The organism is Actinopolyspora mzabensis (assembly GCF_900101095.1).
GTDB classification, from domain to species: Bacteria; Actinomycetota; Actinomycetes; order Mycobacteriales; family Pseudonocardiaceae; genus Actinopolyspora; species Actinopolyspora mzabensis.
On the sequence record NZ_FNFM01000001.1, the window covers coordinates 41,171 to 65,123 of the forward strand.

16 protein-coding genes are annotated in these 23,953 nt (G+C 69.0%); 13 read left to right on the forward strand and 3 right to left on the reverse strand.

From position 1 onward, the window contains the following. Positions 1 to 172 precede the first annotated feature (172 nt). The 9 genes from BLR41_RS00195 to tsaD all read left to right on the forward strand — a co-directional run bounded on the left by BLR41_RS00195 (position 173) and on the right by tsaD (position 13,919). A complete protein-coding gene (locus BLR41_RS00195; protein WP_092625940.1) occupies positions 173 to 1,051 on the forward strand; it encodes a 2-hydroxy-3-oxopropionate reductase in 879 nt (292 codons plus the stop codon). Positions 1,052 to 1,349: 298 nt separating this feature from the next. Beyond that, positions 1,350 to 3,044, forward strand: a complete 1,695-nt coding sequence (gcl, locus tag BLR41_RS00200) for a glyoxylate carboligase (RefSeq protein WP_092625169.1) — start codon at positions 1,350 to 1,352, stop codon at positions 3,042 to 3,044. A gap of 207 nt (positions 3,045 to 3,251) precedes the next feature. Then, entirely contained in the window at positions 3,252 to 4,376 is a 1,125-nt protein-coding gene (locus tag BLR41_RS00205) for a glycerate kinase (protein WP_092625171.1), read from the forward strand. 463 nt (positions 4,377 to 4,839) lie between these two features. Then, on the forward strand, positions 4,840 to 6,213 hold the full coding sequence (allB, locus tag BLR41_RS00210; RefSeq protein ID WP_092625173.1) for an allantoinase AllB: 1,374 nt from the start codon (positions 4,840 to 4,842) through the stop codon (positions 6,211 to 6,213). Next, positions 6,210 to 7,379 (forward strand): allantoicase, encoded by a 1,170-nt coding sequence (gene alc, locus BLR41_RS00215; RefSeq protein ID WP_092625175.1) that lies wholly within the window; start codon positions 6,210 to 6,212, stop codon positions 7,377 to 7,379. The genes allB and alc overlap by 4 nt, the downstream gene beginning before the upstream one ends. A gap of 236 nt (positions 7,380 to 7,615) precedes the next feature. Next, positions 7,616 to 11,449 (forward strand): glycoside hydrolase family 2 TIM barrel-domain containing protein, encoded by a 3,834-nt coding sequence (locus BLR41_RS00220; protein ID WP_092625942.1) that lies wholly within the window; start codon positions 7,616 to 7,618, stop codon positions 11,447 to 11,449. A 141-nt stretch (positions 11,450 to 11,590) separates the two neighbouring features. After that, positions 11,591 to 12,295 carry a tRNA (adenosine(37)-N6)-threonylcarbamoyltransferase complex dimerization subunit type 1 TsaB gene (tsaB, locus tag BLR41_RS00225; protein ID WP_092625177.1) on the forward strand — a complete coding sequence of 235 codons (705 nt, stop codon included), beginning with the start codon at positions 11,591 to 11,593 and terminating at the stop codon, positions 12,293 to 12,295. After that, entirely contained in the window at positions 12,292 to 12,855 is a 564-nt protein-coding gene (rimI, locus tag BLR41_RS00230; protein ID WP_092625179.1) for a ribosomal protein S18-alanine N-acetyltransferase, read from the forward strand. The genes tsaB and rimI overlap by 4 nt, the downstream gene beginning before the upstream one ends. Beyond that, entirely contained in the window at positions 12,852 to 13,919 is a 1,068-nt protein-coding gene (gene tsaD, locus BLR41_RS00235; protein WP_092625181.1) for a tRNA (adenosine(37)-N6)-threonylcarbamoyltransferase complex transferase subunit TsaD, read from the forward strand. The genes rimI and tsaD overlap by 4 nt, the downstream gene beginning before the upstream one ends. A gap of 108 nt (positions 13,920 to 14,027) precedes the next feature. On the opposite strand, the gene BLR41_RS00240 is transcribed toward tsaD, so the two are convergent. Continuing rightward, complete coding sequence (locus BLR41_RS00240; protein WP_092625183.1) at positions 14,028 to 15,620, reverse strand: alkaline phosphatase D family protein; 1,593 nt, start codon at positions 15,618 to 15,620, stop codon at positions 14,028 to 14,030. 871 nt (positions 15,621 to 16,491) lie between these two features. Further along, positions 16,492 to 18,069 carry an alkaline phosphatase D family protein gene (locus BLR41_RS00245; RefSeq protein WP_092625185.1) on the reverse strand — a complete coding sequence of 526 codons (1,578 nt, stop codon included), beginning with the start codon at positions 18,067 to 18,069 and terminating at the stop codon, positions 16,492 to 16,494. Between the two features lie 318 nt (positions 18,070 to 18,387). On the opposite strand from BLR41_RS00245, the gene groES reads away from it, so the two are divergent. Continuing rightward, on the forward strand, positions 18,388 to 18,678 hold the full coding sequence (gene groES / locus BLR41_RS00250) for a co-chaperone GroES (RefSeq protein ID WP_092625188.1): 291 nt from the start codon (positions 18,388 to 18,390) through the stop codon (positions 18,676 to 18,678). A 240-nt stretch (positions 18,679 to 18,918) separates the two neighbouring features. Continuing rightward, a complete protein-coding gene (groL, locus tag BLR41_RS00255) occupies positions 18,919 to 20,526 on the forward strand; it encodes a chaperonin GroEL (protein WP_092625190.1) in 1,608 nt (535 codons plus the stop codon). Positions 20,527 to 21,068: 542 nt separating this feature from the next. On the opposite strand, the gene BLR41_RS00265 is transcribed toward groL, so the two are convergent. Continuing rightward, positions 21,069 to 21,371 (reverse strand): WhiB family transcriptional regulator, encoded by a 303-nt coding sequence (locus BLR41_RS00265; protein WP_092625944.1) that lies wholly within the window; start codon positions 21,369 to 21,371, stop codon positions 21,069 to 21,071. 143 nt (positions 21,372 to 21,514) lie between these two features. On the opposite strand from BLR41_RS00265, the gene BLR41_RS00270 reads away from it, so the two are divergent. Next, positions 21,515 to 22,789, forward strand: a complete 1,275-nt coding sequence (locus BLR41_RS00270; protein WP_245693676.1) for a MerR family transcriptional regulator — start codon at positions 21,515 to 21,517, stop codon at positions 22,787 to 22,789. 288 nt (positions 22,790 to 23,077) lie between these two features. Then, entirely contained in the window at positions 23,078 to 23,674 is a 597-nt protein-coding gene (locus BLR41_RS00275) for a response regulator transcription factor (protein WP_026152733.1), read from the forward strand. Positions 23,675 to 23,953 lie beyond the last annotated feature (279 nt).

Below are 23,953 nucleotides of genomic sequence, written 5' to 3' on the forward strand. Positions count from 1 at the left end.
GCCCCGGCGCGGCGATTTCGCGAGAAATCGACGCCGCACGGGAGAACCCGCTGCGGTGCGGGCTGCGAGGGTGGTCGGAGTTCGGCTTCGCACCGCCGAGGGCGCGGCGATTTCGCGAGAAATTGACGGAGAGAGTGAACTCGAGGACTTCAGTGACGAGAGGGGAAACGCGATGACCAAGGTAGGGTTCGTCGGACTCGGCATCATGGGTGGCCCGATGGCCGCCAACCTCGTCGAGGCCGGGTACGAGGTAACCGGTTACAACCGCAGCAGCGCCAAGGTGGAGAAACTGGTCGACGCGGGCGGCAAGGGAGCGAGCACCATCGCCGAGGCCGTCTCCGACGCCGAGGTGATCGTGACCATGCTGCCCGACTCCCCGGACGTCGAGACGGCGGTGCTCGGCGACGACGGCGTGCTGGCGCACGCCCCGGCCGGTGCGCTGCTGATCGACTGCAGCACCATCCGTCCCGAGGTCTCGCGCAAGGTCGCCGAACAGGCGGACAAGCAGGGGGTCCGCGCGCTGGACGCCCCCGTCAGCGGTGGGGAGCAGGGCGCCATCGACGGTGCACTGTCCATCATGGTCGGAGGCGAGAGCGAGACGTTCCGGGCGGCGTCCGGGGTGTTCGACGTGGTCGGCAAAACCGTGGTGCACGTCGGCCCGGCCGGGTCCGGTCAGACGGTCAAGGCCGCCAACCAGCTCATCGTGGCGGGCAACATCGCGCTCGTCGGCGAGGCGCTGACCTTCCTGGAGGCGCAGGGAGTCGACACCGAGTCGGCGTTCCAGGTGCTCGGCGGCGGACTAGCGGGCAGCAAGGTGCTCGACGCCAAGAACAAGGGCATGCGCGAACGCAGCTTCAAGCCGGGATTCCGCATCGAACTGCACCACAAGGACCTGGGCATTCTGCAGAGCGCGGCCCGCGAGTCCGGCGTCGCCACCCCCGTGGGCAGCCTCGTCGCGCAGCTCATGGCCGCGGCCGTGGCCCAGGGGGACGGCTCGCTGGATCACTCCGGGCTGTTCCGGCAGATCGCCCGCCTCAGCGGCAGGGAATGACCAGCGGGCGAACCCCAGCGGGCGAACCACTGTCGCACGATTTCCGAGGGAAGGGTGGCACCAACGCCGCCAAGCATCCGGGCCACCCACCCGTCGGAACAACCCCGGTGCGTGCGTACGGACTCCGGACCGTCGCCGCGTACCGCGCGGAGCGGAGACCTCCGCATCCCACACGGCTCGGACGGCCGCCGTCGTCCCGGCCCCACACCGAGTGTCACCACGGCAGGTTCGCACTCCGCGGCACCGTCGAGCAACCGTGCCGCCGCGAACCCGCCGCATCGGAGAGGTCGTGCATACCATGCCGAAGGTTCCCGTCATGCAGGCTGTCGTCGACGTCCTCGAATCCGAGGGAGTCGACGTCGCGTTCGGCTGCCCCGGGGCGGCCATCCTGCCGCTGTACGCGGCGCTGGAGCACCGCGACATCGAGCACCTGACCGTGCGCCACGAGGAGGGCGCCACCCACATGGCAGACGGGTGGTCCCGCACCAACGGCAACGTGGGTGTCGCCATCGGGACCTCCGGTCCTGCGGGCACCAACATGATCACCGGTCTCTACACCGCCCAGGCCGATTCCGTGCCGATCCTGTGCATCACAGGTCAGGCGGTTTCCGACAAGCTGCACCAGGAGGCCTTCCAGGCGGTCGACATCGTCGACATCGCCAAACCCGTCACCAAATGGGCGGTGCAGGTGAAGGAAGCCGCCCAGGCGCCGTGGATCTTCCGGGAGGCTTTCCGCGTCGCCCGCTCCGGCAGGCAGGGGCCGGTGCTGATCGACCTGCCCCTCGACGTGCAGCGGCAGGAGATCGAATGGGACCCGAGCATCGACGCGCCGCTGCCGATTCACCGGGTGGAGCCGCACCAACCCCGGGTGGAACGCGCGCTGGACATGCTGCAGCGGGCCGAACGTCCGCTGATCCTCTCCGGGGGCGGCGTGGTGCTGGGCGAGGCGCACGAGCGGTTGCGCGAACTCGCCGAACTGCTGGGCATCCCGGTGCAGGTCACCCTGATGGGCAAGGGGTCCTTCCCCGAGGATCACGAACTCTGGGCGGGTATGACCGGTATCCAGACCAGCCAGCGCTACGGGAACCAGTCCTTCATGGAGTCCGACCTGGTGCTGGCGCTGGGTGCGCGCTTCGGTGACCGGCACACCGGAGCGTTGGACGTCTACCGCGGGGATCGCCGGTTCATCCACGTCGACATCGAGCCCACTCAGCTGGGCAAGGTGTTCGGTCCCGATCTGGGCATCGTCTCCGACACCGGGCCGTTCCTGAACGCGCTGCTGGAAACCGCTCGACGCCGTTCGGCCGCACCCCGGTTCCACTCCTGGGTGGACCGGGTCAACGAGCTCAAGAAGACCCACACCAGGCCGGACGACTACGACAGCGTGCCGATCAAGGCCCCCAGGGTGTTCCGGGAGATCAACGAGATCTTCGGGCCGGACACCTACTTCACCACCGCGATCGGGCTGTACCAGATCTGGTCCGGGCAGTTCCAACGTACCCACAAACCCAGGCACTACCAGGTGTGCGGCCAGGCCGGTCCGCTCGGCTGGGAGATTCCCGCCGCGATCGGGGTCAAGTCGGCCGAGCCCTCGGCCGAGGTCGTCTCGGTGGTGGGGGACTACTCCTTCCAGTTCCTCGTGGAGGAGCTGGCCGTGGCCGCGCAGTACGACGTCGGTTTCGTGATCATCATGCTCAACAACGAGTACCTCGGGCTGATTCGCATGGCCGAACAGGGCTACGACATGAACACCGAGGTCGACCTGCACTACGACGAGCACGGCACGGACAACGTGAAGGTGATGGAGGCCTACGGCTGTTCCGGGCGTCGCGTGCTCGATCCCGCCGAACTCGGCGAGACCATCGAGTGGGCGCGCAAGGAAGCGGTGGCCACCAGCAGGCCGGTGCTTGTCGAGGTGATGATCGAGCGCGAGGCCAACACCGCCAACGGGGTCCGTATCGACGCGATGAACGAGCCGGAACCGGTCGGCTGATCGGTTCCCCGCTTCGGGTCGGGCCACTCCGTCCGGCCGTGACTACCCGTACCGCCCGCCGCCCCGGGCCACCTCCGATCGGCCCGCGGCGCGGCACGGGTTCCGAGACCGGGGTCGACCGGACGGTCGACGCCAGGGGTGCCCTCTGCCTCGGTGCCGGGCTTAACTGGCAGGGGGCACCCTCTCTTCGAAGATGCGGAGCGTGTTGTGACTGGTCATGTTCTCGTGGCACCGGACAAGTTCAAGGGGTCGCTGACCGCGGCCGAGGTCGCCGAGGCGGTCACCGCGGGGCTGCGCGGCAGGATGCCCGCGGTCGCGGTCCGCGGCAGCCCGGTCGCAGACGGGGGCGACGGCACCGTGCGGGCAGCGCTGGCCACCGGGCGGTTCGAACGTTCGCTCGTGCGGGTGACCGGGCCGACCGGTAGGAGAGTGGACGCGGAGATCGCGGTCGGCGAGACGACCGCGGTCGTCGAGCTCGCCTCGGCCTCCGGGCTCGCGCTGCTCGCGCCCGGCGAGTTCGATCCGCTGCGGGCCTCCAGCCACGGGACCGGGGAGCTGATCGTCGCCGCGCTGGACGCCGGGGTGAGCGGGATCGTGCTCGGTGTCGGCGGCAGTGCCTGCACCGACGGTGGGGCGGGAATGCTCACCGCGTTGGGAGCCCGGCTCAGCGATGCGGCCGGGAATCCGCTCTCCCCCGGAGGTGGGGGACTCGAACGGATCGCCGAGGCCGATCTGTCCGGTTTGGACCCGCGTCTGGCAGACGTGGACCTGGTGTTGGCATCCGATGTGGACAACCCGCTGTGTGGTTCCTCCGGCGCCGCGCATGTCTACGGCCCCCAGAAGGGCGCGAGTGCGGAGCAGGTGCGGCGGCTCGATGGCGCACTGGAGCGGTTCGCCGAGGTGATCGGCCGCGCCACCGGGGAGTCGGCCGCCGACCGTCCCGGCGCCGGTGCGGCGGGTGGCGTGGGGTACGGAGCCATGACCGCGCTGTCCGCGAGGTTCCGCTCCGGCAGCGACGTGGTGCTCGAACTCGTCGACTTCGACCGCGATCTGGCTGGTGCGGCGCTGGTGGTGACCGGGGAGGGCGCGCTGGACGAACAGACGCTGCACGGCAAGGTTCCCGCGGCCGTGGCCGCGCGTGCCGCCGAGGCGGGTGTGCCCACCGTGGCCGTGGCGGGCAAGTGCTCGTTGTCCCGGCAACGTCTGCGGGACGGCGGTTTCACGGCGGTCTACGCCTTGGCGCACCTGCAGCCCGACCCCGCCCGCTCCATCGAGGGGGCCGCCCACCTCCTCCAGCGAGTGGGCGAGCACATCGCCGACGACTTTCTGTGATGTTCCCCGCTCGGGCAGCGTGGTTGCGTAGCGGTCACGTGAGTGGGCGCCTTGGGAGCGTCGGGCCGGCTTTTGAGTAGCGACCTACGTGGCGAGCGGCCTGGCCTCGCGATGCATCCGCCTCACGCGCTCGAGACACTCACGCTGCGACACTCACGGTGACTTCCCGACGGCGCTCTCCGGGGCGGAAATTTCGCGAGAAATCGACGCCCACGAGCAGCGGTGGGGCACCGGCTCCGTCGATTTCTCGCGAAATCGCCGTGCGGGGGGACGGCGCGGTGCCGCACTCCGACCACTCCCGCAGGCCACACTCCTACCACCCTCCCGGTCGGCACCGCTGCGAGAGGTCCCGCCACCTGCACCGCCACGCGGATCGAGCGGCTCACGGTCATCCGCCAGGGGTTGACCGAACAGGGGATAGGGTTCAACATTTTGTTGAAAATTTAGTTGGGAGGTAGTCGCGGTGGTCGAACCCGTCAACTCCTCGGCTCCGGAATTCGACGTCGTGTTCCGCGCGCGGAGGTTGATCGGCCCTAACGGGGAGGTATCCGGCAGTGTGGGCGTCCGGGAGGGACGCATCGCGGCCGTCGAAGCCCTCGACGCCCCGATGCGGGGTGCCCGCACCGTCGAGCTCGCCGAGGACGAGGTCCTGCTCCCCGGCATGGTGGACAGCCACGTGCACGTCAACGATCCCGGCCGCTCCGAGTGGGAGGGGTTCCCCACCGCGACCCGCGCGGCCGCCGAGGGCGGCATCACCACGATCGTCGACATGCCGCTGAACTGCCTGCCGCCGACCATCGACGCGGAATCACTGGAGGTCAAGCGCAAGGTCGCCGAGAACAACGTGCACGTCGACGTCGGCTTCTGGGGCGGCGCCGTGCACGGCAACCTCGACGAACTGCGCGGGCTGCACGAGAGCGGTGTCTACGGGTTCAAGTGCTTCCTGCTCCACTCGGGGGTGGACGAGTTCCCGCCGCTGGACTCCACCGAGCTGGAGCGGGCGCTGCGCATCGTCGCGGAGCTGGACGCGACGATGATCGTGCACGCGGAGGACTCCGACGCCATCGAGCACGCCCCGAGCGCGCACGGTGAGAACTACCGCGACTTCCTGCACTCCCGGCCGCGCGGCGCCGAGAACATGGCCATCGCCCAGGTGCTCGAACTCGCCCGGCGAACCGGGGCCCGCGTGCACATCCTGCACCTGTCCTCCTCCGACGCGCTCCCGATGATCGCCTCGGCACGTGCCGACGGGGTGCGGGTGACCGTGGAGACCTGTCCGCACTACCTGTCCTTCACCTCCGAGGAGATCCCGGACGGCGCCACCCAGTTCAAGTGCTGCCCGCCGGTGCGGGAGGCCGCCAACCGCGAGCTGCTGTGGCGAGGACTGGCCGACGGGCTCATCGACTGCGTGGTCAGTGACCACTCGCCGTGCACTCCGGAGCTCAAGCGGCTGGACATCGGCGACTTCGGCGTCGCCTGGGGAGGGGTCTCCAGCCTGCAACTCGGACTGTCGGCGGTGTGGAGCCAGGCCAGGATCCGGGGCTTCGAGCTGAGCGACGTCGTGTCCTGGATGTCGTCCGGCCCGGCCCGGGTCTCCGGGCTGCGCGACAAGGGAGCCCTCGCGGTCGGTTCCCACGCCGATCTGTGCGTTTTCGCGCCGGACGAGGCCTACGTGGTCGACGCGGAGAAGCTCCAGCACCGCAACGCGGTGAGCGCCTACCACGGCCGAGCTCTGGCCGGAGTGGTGCGCTCGACCTGGCTGCGCGGTACACCGATCGCCGGTCCGGAAGCCGGGGACGCCCCCACGGGCAAGTTGCTCAACCGAGGAGAAGCATGAGCCGGAACCAGGACACCACGAGCGAGGATGCGTACCGCTCGTCGTTGCCCGATCTCGCCTCCCGGGTCTACGGCGGCTCGGCCGAGTACGCCAACGACGAGTTCTTCGCCGAGCGGGAGAACCTCCTCAAACCCGAGGAGCCCACCTACCAGCCCTACAGCTTCGGCCACAAGGGACAGATCTACGACGGCTGGGAGACCCGCAGGCGCCGGGAGCCGGGTTTCGACCACGCGCTCGTCCGACTCGGCCTGCCCGGCTTGATCCGCAGGCTCGTCGTCGACACCTCGTTCTTCAAGGGCAACTATCCACCGGAGGTCTCGGTGCAGGCCTGCGCGGTGGAGGGGTACCCCGATCCGGCGGAGCTCGAACACGCGGAGTGGGAGGAGATCCTGCCGCCCAGCCCGGTCGAGGGCCACACCCGCAACGTCTTCGACGTGGATCCGCCGCACCGCTACACCCACGTTCGGCTGTGCATGCATCCGGACGGCGGTATCGCTCGGCTGCGGGTGCACGGTGAGCCGGTGGCGGATCCGCGCTGGGTCTCCGACCGCTTCGATCTGGGCGCGTTGGAGAACGGCGGCCGGGTCACCGGTTGCAGCAACATGTTCTTCTCCTCGCCGTCGAACCTGTTCGCTCCCGGACTGGCCCGGGTGATGGGAGAGGGCTGGGAGACCGCGCGCCGTAGGGACGACGGCAACGACTGGGTCTCGGTGCGGCTGGCCGCGGCCGGGACCGTGGAGCGCGCCGAGGTGGACACCAGCCACTTCAAGGGCAACGCGCCGGGTTGGGCATCGCTCTCCGGTTGCGACGCCCGCGAGGCCGACCCGGAGGATCCGGCCTCCTGGAGCGAGTTGCTGCCGCGCACCGGGTTGCGGCCCGACACCTGCCACCGGTTCCGCCTGCCGGTACGTGCCGAGGTCACCCACGTGCGGCTGGACGTGTTCCCGGACGGTGGGATGGCCCGGTTGCGGCTGCACGGCCGGGCGGCCGAGGACGGACTGCGGCACCTGGTGGCCCGGTGGTTCAATCAGCTGCCTCCGAGGCAGGCCCGGGAGGTGTTGACCGGCACGGCCGGGCTGGACGAGGTCGCGGCGGAGGCACTGCTCGCGCGCGGGCCGATACCCGAGGACGCGGAGCTCCCGCCCGAGCTCACGGGCCTGCTCTGAAATCGTTCGAGTAGCTGCCCCACGGAAGCCGCGGGCGCCGGGTACGGATGTCAATTTCTCGCGAAATCGCTGTGCCGCCGGTGTCCGTGTCCCGCCGGTACTGCCCTGTTCGGGCGGTACCGGCGGGATGAATCTTGACCCCGTCCGACGAATCGGACAAGATCCCTCAGCAACAACACAGTGACAAACACGAAAAAACAAGATCACACACTGTGTTGTTGCTGAGGGAGGTGCTCATGAGCGCGAGACGTGGATTACGTCCCGCGGGCTGGTTGGCCTCGGCAACGGCGATGGCCGTCATGGTCGTGCTGGCGCCCGCCACGGCGCAGGCACGGCAGTCGGACGGTCCCACCGATCCCGCCACGGTCGAGTCCTACTTGGAGGACCCGAGCAGGGTCGGGGAGAACCAGCAGCCACATCACGCTTACCTACGCCCCTACGACAACGCGGAACAGGCGTTGCGCGCCGCACGCCAGGACACCGCGGCGAAACAGGACCGCCCCACCCGTTGGACCAAGTCGTTGGACGGGCAGTGGCGGTTCCGCTACACCGATCACTACCGCGAACTCCCCGAAGGCTGGCAGCGCGGAAGCCGCACCAGGCAGTGGGACGACATCTCGGTGCCGGGAGTCTGGCAACAGCAGGGATACGGTCATCCCGTCTACCGCAACGTCTCCTCCGAGGTGTCCCCGTACGATCCGCCGAAGGTTCCCGACGACGTGAACCCGACCGGTGCCTACGTCCGGGAGTTCCATCTCCCGAAGGACTGGGACGGCAGGCGCCAGCTGCTTCGGTTCGAGGGCGCCACCAGCGGCAACTTCGTGTGGATCAACGGCAACTACGTCGGCTACGACCAGGGTGGCTACACCCCGGCGGAGTACGACATCAGCCAGTACCTGCATCCGGGTAAGAACACCATCGCCGTGCGGGTCCACCGCTGGAGCGCGGGCAGCTACCTGGAGAACATGGACTTCTGGCACTTCTCCGGGATCTTCCGCAGCGTCCGGCTCTACAGCGTGCCGCGCACCCACATGTCCGACGTCACCGTCCGTACCGATCTGGACGACTCCTACACCGACGCGACACTCGGCATCGGGGTGGATCTGAGTTCGGTCCGGGGCGGCACCACCGGACGGCACCGCGTGCGGGCCGAGCTATACGGCCCCGGCGGTGACCGGGTGGCCGGGCTCGACGGGACCGCGAAGGTCGAGGGGGGAAGCTCCCGCATCGACCTCAGCCGGAAGATCGAGGACCCCGAGCTGTGGAGCGACGAGAACCCCGCGCTCTACACCGTGGTGCTGCGGCTGCTCGGACCCGACGGCGAGGTGGTGCAGACCACCCAGCAGCCGGTCGGTTTCCGCGAGGTCACCACGAAGGACAGGCAGATCCTGCTCAACGGCAAGCCAGTGAACCTGCGCGGCGTCAACCGACACGAGCACGATCCCGAGACCGGTCGCACGGTCAGCCGCGAACGCCAGCGGCAGGACGTCGCCCTGATGCGGCGCAACAACATCAACGCGGTACGGACCTCGCACTACCCGAACGATCCGTACTGGTACCGGTTGGCCGACCGCAACGGTCTGCTGCTGGCCGACGAGGTCGACACCGAGACCCACTACCGGGAGAACTGCTCCGCGGCCCCCGAACAGGACTGTCTCGCCGACCGCCCGGCATGGCAGGCCGCCTTCGCGGATCGGTTCGACGCGATGATGGAGCGCGACAAGAACCACCCGAGCGTGATCATCTGGGATACCGGGAACGAGGCGGGACTCGGCAAGGCCCACTACGACATGGCCGAGCACGCCCGCACGGTCGATCCGACCAGGCTGCTCTACCACCAGGCCAACAACCACGGTGGTGACGCGCCCTACGCGGACGTGGCCGGGCCGCGCTATCCCTCGCCCGGTGCGCTGAAGGAGATCGCCCGCACCGAGACCAAACCGGTCGTCATGGGCGAGTGGCTGCACGCCATGGGCAACAGCCTCGGGCACTACGAGGACATGTGGAAAACCATCCGCAGCGAGCCCGCCCTGCAGGGCGGATTCGTGTGGGACTGGGTCGATCAGGGCCTCTCGCGGCAACGCCGGATGCTGCCCGACTCCTCGGGCAACGACATCCCGGTACACGTCAACGGCAACCCCTCGCTGGTCGAGGGCGTGACGGGCAAGGCGCTGCAGCTGTCCGGAATGGACGACTGGGCGCAGGCCTACCGCGACCCGAAGCTCGGCATAACGGGCGAGGAGGTCACGCTCGACGTCCGCGTCAAGCCGTTGTCCTGGGACGGTTCCAACACCTTCCTGGCCAAGGGCGACAAGCAGTGGGCACTGCAGATGCCCGATCGCGACCACATCGAGTTCTTCGTCTACGGCGAGGGCGGCTGGCACACCGCCAGGGTGGAGATCCCCGACGACTGGTGGGGCAACTGGCACCGCATCACCGGCACCTACGACGGTTCGCAGGTGCGGCTCTTCCTCGACGGTGAGCAGGTGGCTGCCGAGGCCTACGACGGGACGATCGCGCACAACACCATGTACACCGTCACCGTCGGCCGGAACCAGGAGAAGCACCGGGACAGCTTCGCCGGGCGGACCGCGCACGCCGTGGTCGACAACGCCCGCGTCTACGACAGTGCGCTGGCACCGGGCGACATCTCCTCCGGTGCCGACCCGGCCCAGCGGGCGGTTCTCGCGCTGAACTTCGACGAGCAGCGACGCGCGGGAGAGTACGAGACGTACGGCTCCTCGCAGTTCGTGGTGAACGGTCTGGTCAACGCCGACCGCACGCCGCAGCCGGAGCTGAAGCAGCTTGCCTACAGCCACGCTCCGATCCGGTTCGACACGGTCGACGGGGCCACCGAGGCCGCCGACGGCCGGTTCGTGGTGCGCAACCTCAACCACACCCTGAGCACCGACGCCTACGACCTGCGGTGGAAGCTGATGTCCAACGGTCGCGAGCTGGCAGCCGGTCCGGTGAACGTGACCGTGGGGCCGGGCGAGAGCCGACAGGTCGACCTGGACCTGCCGAGCGCGGGTGAAACGGAGCGCTTCCTGGTGCTCACCGCCAAGCTGCGGGAGGCCTCCCGCAGCATCCCCGCGGGGCACACCATCGCCACCGAACAGCTCGCGGCGGGTGGTGAGCAGGCCCCTGCCGCTCCCGGTAGCGACGACCGGAAGCGGAACCGGAGCACGGAGTCCCTCTCGGTGCAGCGTGCCGCCGAGGACGTCCAGGTGCGGGGTGCCGGTTTCCGGTACACCTTCGATCGCGACCAGGGGACGTTGAGCTCGCTGTCCACCGACGGAACCGAGCGGTTGCTCGGCGGCCCCGAGCTCGACGTGTTCCGGCCGCCGACCGGTAACGAGTGGAGCAACTGGAGCGGGGTCAACCCCGAGGCGCAGTTCCGGGAGCTGGGACTGGATCGGCTGGAGACCGAGGTTCGCTCGGTTCGGGTGAGCCGTTCCGACTCCGGGAAGGCGAAGGTGGTCGTGCGCACCCGCTCCTCGGCCCCCGACGTTTCCGGTGACGGCTTCGACAGCCGCTGGACGTATCGGATCGACTCCGCCGGAGGCATCGAACTGCAGCACCGGGTCGAGGCGTACGGCGAACGGATGCGTTCGCTGCCGTGGCTGCCCAAGGTCGGGATGTCGCTGCGGGTGCCCGAGTCGTTCGGCGACATGACCTGGTACGGCCGCGGCCCCGGCGAGTCCTATCCCGATCGCAAGGACTCGCAGCACATCGGGCGCTGGTCCTCGACGGTCGACGAGCAGTGGTTCGACTTCCTGCCGCCGCAGGACAACGGCGTCAAGGTCGACACCGAGTGGGTGAAGCTCTCCGGTGAGCACGCGGGGCTGTCGGTCTCCGGGGACTCGCTGGCGGTCTCCGCCGACCGGTACTCCAACGCCGAGCGCACGGATTTCGCCTACCAGCTGCGCGAGGACCCGTTCATCACGCTGCACGTCTCCGATGCCGTCACCGGCCTCGGTGACACGCCGAATCCGGTGCGGGACGAGTACCGGGTGCGTGCCGACCGCCCGCACACCTACTCGGTGGTGCTGCGCCCCACCGGAAGGTGAGGCGCGCGGGCGCTGCTCTCCCGACGGGGCCGTCGAGCCGGAATCCCACCGGCCCGGCGGCCCCGCCGCACGTCGGGGAGGTGTGCGGGAGGCCCGACCCGTTGAGGGCGATGACCTGGGGCTGAAGTATTCTGAGCCATTGTGCTCGTCATCGCGTTGGATACCTCGACTCCCGCGGTAACCGCTGGGCTGGTCGAGCTCGCGGACTCTCGGCCGCACTCGCTGGCCGAGCGCGTAACGGTCAATCCTCGCGCCCACGGTGAACTACTCACGCCGCAGTTGCTCGACGTCCTCTCGGAAGGCGGTCATCAGCTGGGTGAGGTGGACGCGATCGTCGTCGGAGCCGGCCCGGGGCCGTTCACCGGACTGCGGGTGGGGATGGTCACGGCCGCGGCGCTCGGTCACGCCTCCGGAACCCGGGTGTATCCCGTCAGCAGTCTGGACGCCATAGCGGCGCGGACCGAGGGGAACTCACCGCTGTTGGTGCTCACCGACGCCCGCCGCAGCGAAGTGTACTGGGCCGCCTACGGCTCCAGGAAACCGTACGGCGTGCGCGAGCGGCTGACCGAGCCCGCCGTGGACCGGCCCGAGGAACTTCCCACGCTCCTGGAGGGGCTGCACGTCCGGGCCGCGGCGGGCGAGTCGGCCGCGCGGCACGCCCCCGAGCTGGGCCTCGAGGTGGTCGACCCCGCCTACCCGAGCCCCGAGGGCATCGTGGCGGTGGCGGGAGCGGAGGTGCTCGCCGGGGCCGACCCCCACCCCTTGGTGCCGATGTACCTGCGCAGGCCGGACGCTGCCGCGCCGGGAGCACCGAAGTCGGTGACGGCCGAGCGGGGGAGGACGTGACCGAGAACCAGTGCCCCGGGAGCCAGCACCCCGGGAGCCAGCACCCTGGTGAGGCCGGTACGACGGCGGGAACGTCCGAACCGTTCGTCGCGAAGCTTCGCAGCCGCGATCTCCCGCGCTGCGCCGAACTGGAGGAACTGCTCTTCCCCGACGACGATCCGTGGTCGGAGCACGCTTTCGCCGCCGCGCTGGACGCTGGGGACTACTACGTGGGCGCCTACGACGCCGCGGACCGGTTGATCGGATACGCCGGACTCGCGCTCGTGGCTCGACCGCCGGGTGCCGAGGCGGAGGTGCACACCATCGCCGTGGACCCGGATTACCAGCGGAGGGGAGTCGGCAGGACACTGTTGCGCAAGCTGCTGGTTCGCGCGGACGAACAGCGGGCTCAGGTGTTCCTGGAAGTGCGGACCGACAACGATTCCGCGATCGCGCTTTACCGGGAGCACGGTTTCGAGGTGGTCGGCAAGCGCGAGCGCTACTACCGGCCGTCCGGCGCCGACGCCTACACCATGTGGCGCGGGGCGCGCACGGCCGAGCAGGAAGGTGGAGCGGTATGAGTACCGATGGTGGCCCCGGCCGGATCGTGCTCGGTATCGAGACCTCGTGTGACGAGACCGGCGTCGGCCTGGTCCGACTCGAACCGGACGGCTCGGTGCGGTTGCTTGCCGACGCGGTGGCTTCCAGCGTGGAGCAGCACGCGCGGTTCGGCGGTGTGGTGCCCGAGATCGCCAGCAGGGCGCATCTGGAGGCGATGGAGCCCACTGCGCGCCGGGCGCTGGACGAAGCGGGCATCAAGTTGTCCGATGTGGACGCGATCGCGGTGACGGCGGGGCCGGGACTGGCCGGTGCGCTGATGGTCGGAGTGTCCGCGGCGAAGGCGTACGCGGCGGCGCTGGGGGTTCCGCTCTACGGCGTGAACCATCTGCTCGGCCACGTCGCGGTGGACACCCTGGAGCACGGGCCGCTGCCCTCCCGCTGCCTGGCCATGCTCGTTTCCGGCGGGCACACCCAGTTGTTGTCGGTGGCCGGTGTCGCCGACCAGGTGACCGAGATCGGCTCGACCATCGACGACGCCGCGGGGGAGGCGTACGACAAGGTGGCACGCATCCTGGAGCTGCCGTATCCCGGCGGCCCGCCGATCGATCGGATGGCTCGTGAGGGGGACCCGAACGCGATCGCTTTCCCGCGCGGCCTGACCGGACCACGGGACGCGAAGTTCGACTTCTCGTTCTCCGGGCTGAAAACCGCTGTCGCGCGTTGGGTGGAGCAGGCACGCGAAGCGGGCAAGCAGTTGCCGATCGCCGACATCGCCGCGTCGTTCCAGGAAGCGGTGGCCGACGTGCTCACCGAGAAAGCGGTGCGAGCCGCCGTGGAGCTGGGGATGGAAACCATGGTGCTCTCCGGTGGGGTGGCGGCGAACTCCCGGCTCTCCGGGCTGGCGCGGGAACGCTGCGCCGAGGCCGGGATCACGCTGCGGGTGCCACGCCCCCGGTTGTGCACCGACAACGGCGCGATGATCGCCGCGGTGGGCGCGCACGTGCTGGCCAACCGCGCCGAACCCTCCCCGCTGGGACTGTCGGCCAACCCGGGAATGTCGGTGGAGACCGTGGTGCTGCGCTGACCTGGTACCGCACGGTTGGGACGCGGCTCCCGCGGAGCACACGTCCCAACCCCGGACCCGGGCCGGTACTCCGCACCGACTCTCGACCACGCGGTCGCGGCAGCGGAATCAGCTCCTGCGGTGCAGCCTCGGCTCCCCGTCGTTGACGACGAAGGTGGCCGCTGTCTTCGCCGGGGCGCCGCGCTCGGTGACGTAGTCCAGCGTCCGGTGGTCCACCCGCAGCTCGTCCCGGCTGAACCTGGTGCGGACGTAGCCGCGCCGGTCCTTGTGAAACTTCACGTGCGGGTTGTCGTCGAGCACGCCCTGCTGGGTGTCCTCGCTGCCGTCCCCGCCACTGGTGACCGAGGTGGTGATGAACTCGGTGCCCGCGGGCGGTGAGTCCGGGTGATCGTGCGAGTCACGGATCTCGGCGGCCCAGTGCCGGTGCACATCGCCGGTGAACACCACCCCGTTGCGCACGTTGCTGTTGGCCATCCCGTGCGCGATCCGGTCCCGATTGGCGACGTAGCCGTCCCAGGCGTCCATGTTGTATCCCTCGCCGGATCCGCCGTCGAGGTCCAACTTGGAGAAGAACACCTGCTGCCCCAGCACGTCCCAGCGGGCACGGGTGTTCCGGAAACCGTTCATGATCCAGCGTTCCTGCTCTTCGCCGGTGATGCTCCGGTTCGGGTCGAAGCGGTCCTCGCAACCGACGCCGTATCCGTCACCGCAGGCCTGGTCGTCGCGGTACTGCCTGGTGTCGAGCATGTGGAAGTTGGCGAGCCCGCCCCACCGGATGCGCCGGTAGAGCCGCATGTCGATCCCCCGCGGCCGGGAGCTCCGCCGCAGCGGCATGTTCTCGTAGTAGGCCCGGAACGCCGCCGCGCGCCGATCGAGGAAGTCGGGGTCCGGTTGTTCCGGTACCTCGTCGGCCCAGTTGTTCTCGGTCTCGTGGTCGTCCCAGACCACCAGCCACGGCGCCACCGAGTGGGCCCGTTGCAGGTCCTCGTCGGTCTTGTACTGCGCGTGCCGCTGCCGGTAGTTGGCCAGCGTCCGGGTCTCCGGGCCGAGCACCTTGCGCACGTCCTGGTCCGAGGCGGGGTACTCGTACTGGTAATCACCCAGGTGCAGGATCAGTCCCGGCTCTTCCTCGGCCATCCTGCGGTAGGCGGTGAAGTATCCGTCACCGAAGTGGGAACAGGACGCGAAGCACAGCGTCAGATCGCTCATGTCCCCCGGGGCGGGCGCGGTGCGAGTACGTCCGGCGGGTGAGACGTCGTTGCCCACGCGGAAGCGGTAGAAGTACTCGGCGCCGGGGCGCAGCCCGTCGACTTCCACGTGGACACTGTGGGCTTCCTCCGGCCTGGCCCAGGCCAAGCCGCGTTGCACCGGTCGAGCGAACCGCTCGTCCTCGGAGATCTCCCATCGCACCGGGTAGGGGCGGTTCGGCATCCCGCCTTTGCCGTCCGCCGCGGTCGGTTTCGGCGCCAGCCGGGTCCACAGCACCACACCGGTCGGGAGTGGATCCCCGGAGGCCACTCCGAGGCTGAAGGGCTCGTGCAGCCTGCCGCTGCCGACACCGGGCAGCCCCCGGACATCGGCGTAGGCGGATCCCGCGACCGTGCCCGCCAGGGCGGCACCGCCGACCGCGGCGGCTCCTCCCAGCAGCACCGAACGGCGGCCCACCGAGTTGTCGGGCCCGGACGTAGTGGAGTCGGACATCCCGCTCCTCCAGACAGTTGTTCGAGGACTATCCGGGGAACCACCATCGCCCGTGCTCGTTGTTCGAGCCACCCGTGTTCGGTTGGAATCGGGTGAACTCTCGGCTACGAGATCCCTACACTCCGGTCTTTCGCACTTCGAGCGGGTTTCGCGGCGCGTGGGGCGCTGGCGGGGAGAACTCCGGCCGAGCGTGGGACTCGCCGCCCGAAGCCGGGGAACCGGCGCGGGATTCCACTCCGGATTTGCCGCTGGGGATTTGGCGCTGGGGAGCGTGCTGCTGGGATTGCCGCTGGGGAGCGTGGAAATCTTTCGAGGAAGCTTTTTCGGGGAACTGTCGCCCGTGCTCTTCGGCGGGAATCGTCGAGGCCTCGTCCGCTGGCGGAGCGGTCGGGAAATCGGTTCAGTTACGTCGGTTCGTGGGGCGCCGGGGTGGGCCGAGTGGTCCGGGTGGCCGGGACGGGCGGGGACGACGTTTCCAGGGCTGGTTCGTCGGCCTGCTCGGTGCTGGCATACCCGGCAACCTAGAGCACACAGTCGATCACGGTGTACGCACCCGCCTCTTCGATGGCATCTCTCTCATGTCGATCTGGTTGACCGCGATCCACTTCGTACCCCGCAACCGCCGGGCGGGTGACCGGGTGCCTACGATGTGTACAGTCGATCGGGTGACGCTCCGTCGCGACATCCGTCCGTGGTCCGGTGCTTTTCCGCACGGGTGTTTCCCGCGAGTGGACACTGCACGATCGGCGAGCTCGAATCCCGTCGGCCGACCGATCCCGCCGGTCCGCACAGTGCCCTTCTCGACAGCGCCCTTCCCGACAGCGCCATTCCGGTCCGCGTCGACCCGGGCCATCCCGACAGCGGACTTCACTCAGCCCGGTGTGATCTCGCGCGGTCCGGCCACACCGTCGGCTATCTCGAAGGACGCCTTGGTCGAGGCTTCGGCGCCGCGCCGCGAGACGTAGGGCAGCACCCGGAAGTCCGCCCGCAGTCGTTCGGCGTCGATCCTGGTGCGCAGGTAACCGCGCATCCCGCTGCGGAACCGGATGTGCGGATTGTCCGGATCACCGGTGAACTCGCCGTCCTCGGCGTCGCCGCCCGAGGTGACCGAGGTGGTGACCAGCTCCGAACCGACCGTCGGCGAATCCGGATCCGAGTAGTCGCGCTTCAGTTCGGCCGCGTAGTGCTCGTGGATGTCACCGGTCAGTACCACCGGGTTACGCACGCCAGCTGCCAGCCAACCCTCGGTGATCCGCCGGCGTGCGGCGGTGTAGCCGTCCCAGCTATCCATATTGGTCATGGTCAGCGGGCCGTCCAGCGTGTCGTGGTGGGCGAACATCACTTGCTGGCCCAGCAGGTCCCACCTGGCCCGGGAGCCGCGCAGTCCGTCGAGCAGCCACTTCTCCTGCTGCTCGCCGGTGATGCTGCGTTCCGGGTCGGACTCGCCGCCGCAGGGGCCGATCAGTCCGCCGCACGCCTGGTCGTCGCGGTACTGCCTGGTGTCGAGCATGTGGAAGTTGGCCAGGCCACCCCAGCCGATCCTGCGGTAGAGCCGCATGTCCGCGCCCCTGGGACGGTTGCTCGCGCGCAGTGGCATGTTCTCGTAGTAGGCCCGGAAGGAGTCGGCTCGCCGTCGCTCGAAATCCACCTGGGGCAGTTCCGGGTCGTCGCCCGCCCAGTTGTTGTCCAGTTCGTGGTCGTCCCAGATCACCACCCACGGCGCCGTCCGGTGCGCGAGTCGCAGGTCCGGGTCGGTTTTGTACTCCGCGTAGCGCCTGCGGTACTCGGCCAGGTTGGCGGCCTGGAATCCGGTGACCGAGCGGGCTGTGCCGGACAACAGCGGGTACTGCAGGTGCCCCAGCTCGTAGATGTAATCCCCCAGGTGCAGCACCAGGTCCGGTTCCTCCTCGGCGATCCTGCGGTAGGCGGTGAAGTAGCCGTGTTCCCACGCGGCGCAGGAGGCGGTGCACACGGTCAGCGGCCGGCGCAGCGAACCCGCGGCCGGTGCGGTGCGGGTGCGTCCGGTGGGAGTCAGATGCCCGCCGGTGCGGAACCGGTAGAAGTACTCTCGCCCCGGGCGTAGTCCGTCGAGTTCCACGTGGACCGAATGGCCCCACTCCGGCACGGCACGCGCGGTGCCGCGTCGCACGATGCGGTGAAATCGTTCGTCCTCGGCGAGCTCCCATTCCACGTCGATCGTCCGGTCGGGCATCCCGCCGCGCCCGTCGTCGGCGAGCGGGTCGTGGGCGAGTCGGGTCCACAGCACGAAGCCCTGCGGGTCGGGATCCCCGGAGGCGATGCCGAGGGTGAACGGGTCGCCGCGGTTCCGGGGCGAGCTCGTGCGGGCCGTGGCCGCGCCGCTTCCCACCCCCAGCGTCGTGGCCGCGGTTGCCGACGCGAGCAGCAGTTTCCGTCGATTCCAGTTCGGTGATCCGGCCGGCCGGTTCATGGTGTCCTCTCGTCGAACGGATTCGTGCGGGGAGAGCGTGCCGCATAAAAGTGAGCTTTATTCGTATATTTCGCGGGCAAAGTCTGCACGGCAGGTGAGTGGAGGGCGACCGGTATCCGGGTGAGATGCTCGTTCCGCGGTGTGTCGAACGAGGAGCACGGGGTTTTCGGCAGGGTCGTGTTGAAGGTTGGCACTCGGCCCGGTAGAGTGCTAGACGAACGGCGCCGGAGCGCCCCGGCACCCGCGACGGCGGGGAGTCACGGAGCCGTCAGGAATCCAGCCAACGCTTCGAAGACCCCAGAAGGCGGAGGTCACACCGTGGCGAGCATCAAGCCGCTTGAGGACAAGCTTGTTGTCCAGGCAAGTGAGGCCGAGACGACGACGGCGTCCGGCATCGTGATCCCGGACACTGCCAAGGAAAAGCCGCAGGAGGGCAAGGTCCTCGCTGTGGGGCCCGGCCGTGTGGACGACAAGGGCAACCGCATCCCGCTCGACGTCAACGAAGGCGACGTCGTCATCTACTCCAAGTACGGCGGTACCGAGGTCAAGTACAACGGCGAGGAGTACCTGGTGCTCTCCGCCCGCGACGTGCTGGCCGTCGTCAACTGACGACTGACTCGTCCCGCTGGCGAGTGAGTCTCGTCAACCGACTGGGGACAAGAACGTCCCCGTGGGCGATAAACCGCCCCGGCGGTCCCCGACGCGGACTTCCGGGGCGGTTCGCCTGCGAGCGCTGTCTCGCCGAACGCAGGCAGGCGGCCGCGGGAACGGCCGCGCGCTCGTATACGACTGCGCGCCCGTTCGGCGAACAAGGACATCCCGGCACGCACGCTGAAGGGCTGTTGAAACATGGCTAAGCAAATCAGCTTCGAGGAGGAGGCGCGCCGCTCGCTGGAACGCGGCGTGAACCAGCTCGCCGACTCCGTGAAGGTCACCCTCGGGCCGCGCGGTCGGCACGTCGTACTGGACAAGCAGTTCGGCGGGCCGCAGATCACCAACGACGGTGTGACGATCGCCCGTGAGATCGATCTGGAGGACCCGTACGAGAACCTGGGTGCCCAGCTCGTCAAGAACGTCGCCACCAAGACCAACGACGTCGCCGGCGACGGCACCACCACCGCGACAGTGCTGGCGCAGGCGCTCGTCAGCGGCGGTCTGCGCAACCTCGCCGCAGGTGCCAACCCCTCCTCGCTGGGCAATGGCATCCAGCAGGCCTCCGAAGCGGTGATCGAGTCCCTCAAGGAGCAGTCCACTCCGGTCAAGGGGCGCGACAACATCGCCCAGATCGCGACCGTGTCCTCGCGCGACGAGAACATCGGTTCGCTGGTCGGCGAGGCGATGGAGCGGGTCGGTGACGACGGTGTGATCACCGTCGAGGAGTCCTCGACACTGGCCACCGAGCTGGAGGTCACCGAGGGCGTCCAGTTCGACAAGGGCTACGTCTCGCCGTACTTCGTCACCGACTCCGAGCGGCAGGAAGCCGTGCTGGAGGACGCCCAGGTCCTGCTGCACCAGGACAAGATCTCCAACATGCAGGAGCTGCTGCCCCTGCTGGAGCGGGTGGCCAACGACGGCAAGCCGCTGCTGATCGTCGCCGAGGACGTCGAGGGCGAGGCGCTGTCCACGCTGGTGGTCAACGCCGTGCGCAAGACGTTCAAGGTCGTCGCGGTCAAGGCCCCCTACTTCGGTGACCGCCGCAAGGCGTTCCTGCAGGACCTGGCCGCCGTGACCGGTGCGCAGCTGATCTCGCCGGACGTCGGCCTCAAGCTCTCCGAGGTCGGCCCCGAGGTGCTGGGCTCCGTGCGCCGCGTGACCGTCACCAAGGACAACACCACGGTTGTCGACGGTGGTGGCAGCAAGGACGACGTGCAGGCCCGGGTCAAGCAGATCCGCAACGAGATCGAGGCCAGCGACTCGGACTGGGACCGCGAGAAGCTGCAGGAGCGGCTGGCCAAGCTCGCGGGCGGTGTGGCCGTCCTCAAGGTCGGTGCTGCCACCGAGACCGAGATGAAGGAACGCAAGTCCCGCATCGAGGACGCCGTGGCCGCGGCCAAGGCCGCCGCCGAGGAAGGCAGCATCCCGGGCGGTGGCTCCAGCCTGGTGCACGCCACCAAGTCGCTGGAGAACAACATCGGCCTGTCGGGTGACGAGGCCACCGGTGTCCAGCTGGTGCGCAGTGCCCTCGAGGCCCCGCTGTTCTGGATCGCCAACAACGCGGGCGAGGAAGGCGCGGTCGTGGTCTCCAAGGTTCGCGACATGAAGTGGGGCGAGGGCTTCAACGCCGCCGACCTCACCTTCGGCGACCTCACCGGCCCCGGCGTGGTCGATCCGCTGAAGGTGACCCGTTCCGCGGTCTTCAACGCGGCGTCCATCGCGCGCATGGTCCTCACGACCGAGAGTGCCGTGGTCGACAAGCCCGAGGAGGAGGAAGACTCCTCCGGCGGGCACAGCCACTGACACTCCCCGGCACGGCCCCACCACCTCGGGTGGGGGCACAGCCGATGGAATCGGGGCGGCACCGGACGGTGCCGCCCCGATTTCGTGTCGCGGCCCCGCGAGCCGTCGCCGTGCTCCCCCTGTGGCTCCGACACGTCGGCGGTCTCCCCACTCGCCGCGACACGGGCTTCACTGCATCGGACGGGTGCGCCGATGCCGCTGTGCTCCGATTCCGCTCCCCCGCGAACCGGAGATCCGCTCCGTGACCGGTTCACCGACCGAGTACCTCGCCGGTGCGCGGTCGTGGTGCGGTGCGACCGGTCCACCTCGTCGCTCTCCTCGCTCGGGGCCGCCCGTCACCCCGGGCCGGCCGACCCGCGCGGAGCCGGATATCCGTCCGCACGAGCGGATTCCGGCGTGGTTTCCGGGCCGGTCACTCGTAGGGCTCGAAGTGAGGTGCCCGGCCGCCCTCGTGATGTCCTTTCCCGCTCCTCCCGGAACCTGTCGGTTCGTTCGAATCGTCGCCCGGTGTGTGGCTTTCCGGGCGATCTCCCGCCGGTGTGTCACACCGCCAGCGGTTCGTCAGTCTTTCGACTGTTCTTGATCATTACCTCGCGCTCCGACTCCGAGAGCCCGCCCCAGATGCCGTAGGGCTCCTGCACGGTCAGTGCGTGCTTCCGGCACTGCTCCAGAACCGGACAGCGGTGGCACACTTCCTTGGCCTTGGCCTCTCGTCTGGCTCTGGCCGGGCCACGCTCTCCGTCCGGATGAAAGAAGTACGCGCTGTCCATGCCCCGGCACAGGCCTTGTATCTGCCAATCCCAGATATCGGCGTTCGGCCCGGGAAGACGTCGTGTGTCCGCCATTGCGACGACCACCTCCAATTCGGTGGGTCCCCTCCCTGCCACGGTGTGTTACCGCAGCCTCGCACGGATCACACTAAAACCGAGTCAAAGCTTGTTCAACCCTTTTGGCTGGTAAAGATGGTTCACGTTGGAGTGACATTGCGATGACCATGCCGGGTTGCCTCGACGCATGCGCTACCACGAACATGTCCGATGATGATGTGGTCGAGGTGACGAGGTGGTCGGCTGTGGACGCCGAATCGGCCGGATGTGGAGCTCTGTCCGCCACCGCGAACGGCTCGGCGGGCGACGAGTGCGAGTCCGACGAGGGGGAGGCGCTCGATGTTCCCGTCACCCCGAAGTTGTCGGTCGCGGCCGTCGCGCGCAGGCTGGGCATCGCTCCCGCTACGTTGCGTACCTGGGACCGTCGGTACGGGCTCGGGCCCACTGAGCACTCCTCCGGGCGGCACCGCCGTTACGGGCCGGAGGACATCGCCCGGCTGGAGTTGATGCAGCACGCCCTGCTCCGTGGGGCTTCTCCCGCGGAGGCGGCCCGCTACGCGCACGCGACCGCCGTGCGGCACGGTGGTGCCACGGCGGCGATGGATGCGAGCGGCGGTGAGGCCCCCTCACCGGTGGGTGATCCCTCCCGGCGCGACTCGAGACCTGAATCCGAGTCACGTTCCGTGGCCGAGGTGAACGAGGACGGCTCGGTGCTGCTGAGCGGTGTGCTCGGCGACGAGGAGGCGTCGCACGCCGAGCGGCTCGACACGGCCAACACCGGTGGGCGGGGGCTGCGACTCGGTGGGGCCAGCCCGAACGCCCGTGGGCTGGGTCGGGCCGTGCTGGCGCTGGACGCGTTCGCCGCGCACCGCATTCTGCGCCGAAGCGTGGAGCAGGACGGGGTTCGAGCGACGCTCTGCGACGTGCTGTGGCCGGTGCTGCGTGCGCTCTCCGAACTGCGGGAGCGCACCGGGAGTGGGTCGGAGCTGCCCAAGCTGCTGGAGGACTCGGCGGCAACCGCCTTGCGTTCGGTGATCGCCGATGCCCCCGAACCGCACACCCCGCGTCCGGTGCTGCTCGCGCCGGCGGTGGGTGAACAGCAGTCGGTGGAACTGTTGGGGCTCGCCGCCGCGCTGGCCCACGCGGGCATCGGGCACCGGCTGTTCGCCGCCGCGCTGCCCAAGGAGGGACTGGAGGCCGCCATTCGGCGGACGGCGCCAGCCGCGGTGCTCGTCTGGTCCGAGTACTCGGCTTTCGCGGATCCACGGCTGGTCACGGGGCTGCCCAAACCGCGCCAGCGGGTTCGTCTCTTCGTGGCGGGTGGCGGTTGGTCACCCGAGGCGTTGCCCGAACAGGTGGAGCACCTTGCTTCCTGGGACGGGGCGTTGCGGCGGATCGACGAATTGGTGCGGGACACCGGGGAGAGTCAATGGTGATATAGATCACTCAATGATCCTCGTGTCGCACTCCCGCGGTCTCAACTGTCCAAATGGGACCCTCTGCGGAGTACGTTCGAGTGAATATCGCAGGTAGTGGGCGCGCCACGGAATATACCCCGGAACGGGTGAAACTCTTACGGTTTGAATGCTCCGTTCCGGTGAGATGTGCCCGGCGTGTTTATCACTCGAAAGTGGTTGATCGGCGCGACGCGCGGGTCAAGCTCTGTCCGGATGTTTCCGATGAAGGAGGTGGAACGTTCACTCGCCTGTAGGAAGGGAGTTCCCGTGACGACGGTCTTGATTTGTGATGACCGGCGGAGCGTCCGGGAGGGGCTCACCCGTGTGATGTCGGCTGTACCGGGTGTGAGCCGAATCGACTGTGTGGCGCACGGCGACGAGTTGCTCTCCCGATTCGCCCGGCAGGCGGTCGACGTTGTTCTGGTGGGTACCCAGCGCGCGGTACCCAACGGTGTGGAGGCCACCCGCAGGTTGGTCTCCGCGCATCCGCAGGCCAACGTGATCGTCTTCGGAGCACCGGACGACGCCGGAAGTATCGCGGCCGCCATCGCGGGTGGCGCACGTGGTTACCTGCGCTGGGATGCTTCCAGGCCGGAACTCGTGGCCGCGTTGGCGCACACCCTGGCGAGTACTTCGGTTCCCGCCCCTCGGCAACCGTCCGACCCGGGTGTGCAGCTCACCGATCGCGAACTGCAAGTGCTGCGCGGCATGGCGCAGGGCAAGAGCAACGGTCAGATCGGCCGTGAACTCTATCTCTCCGAGGACACCGTCAAGACACACGCGCGACGGCTGTTCCGCAAGCTCGGAGTCCGGGACCGGGCCCAGGCGGTCGCCCACGGTTTTCGGCGTGGCCTCGTGGCTTGAAGCGGCACCCGATCGGTACTTCCGATCGCTCGGCCGCCTCCCGACCGCTCCGGCGTTCCGCTGGGGAGCCGGCGTCAGGCCAGACTCCGTCCGGCACGGTTCTCCTCACTCGTTCCGGCGGGTGCCCGGACTAGCTGAGTCGGGTTCCCGGGACGGTCGCGCGGTCACCCGGTAGAAGCTCGTTCGGATGCGGACGGAGTCCGACCGGGTTGCCGGTCGTGGTCGACTGAGGCGGGGATACTAACCGCCTCGGCCGCCGCGCTCGGCGAGCGATGTTCC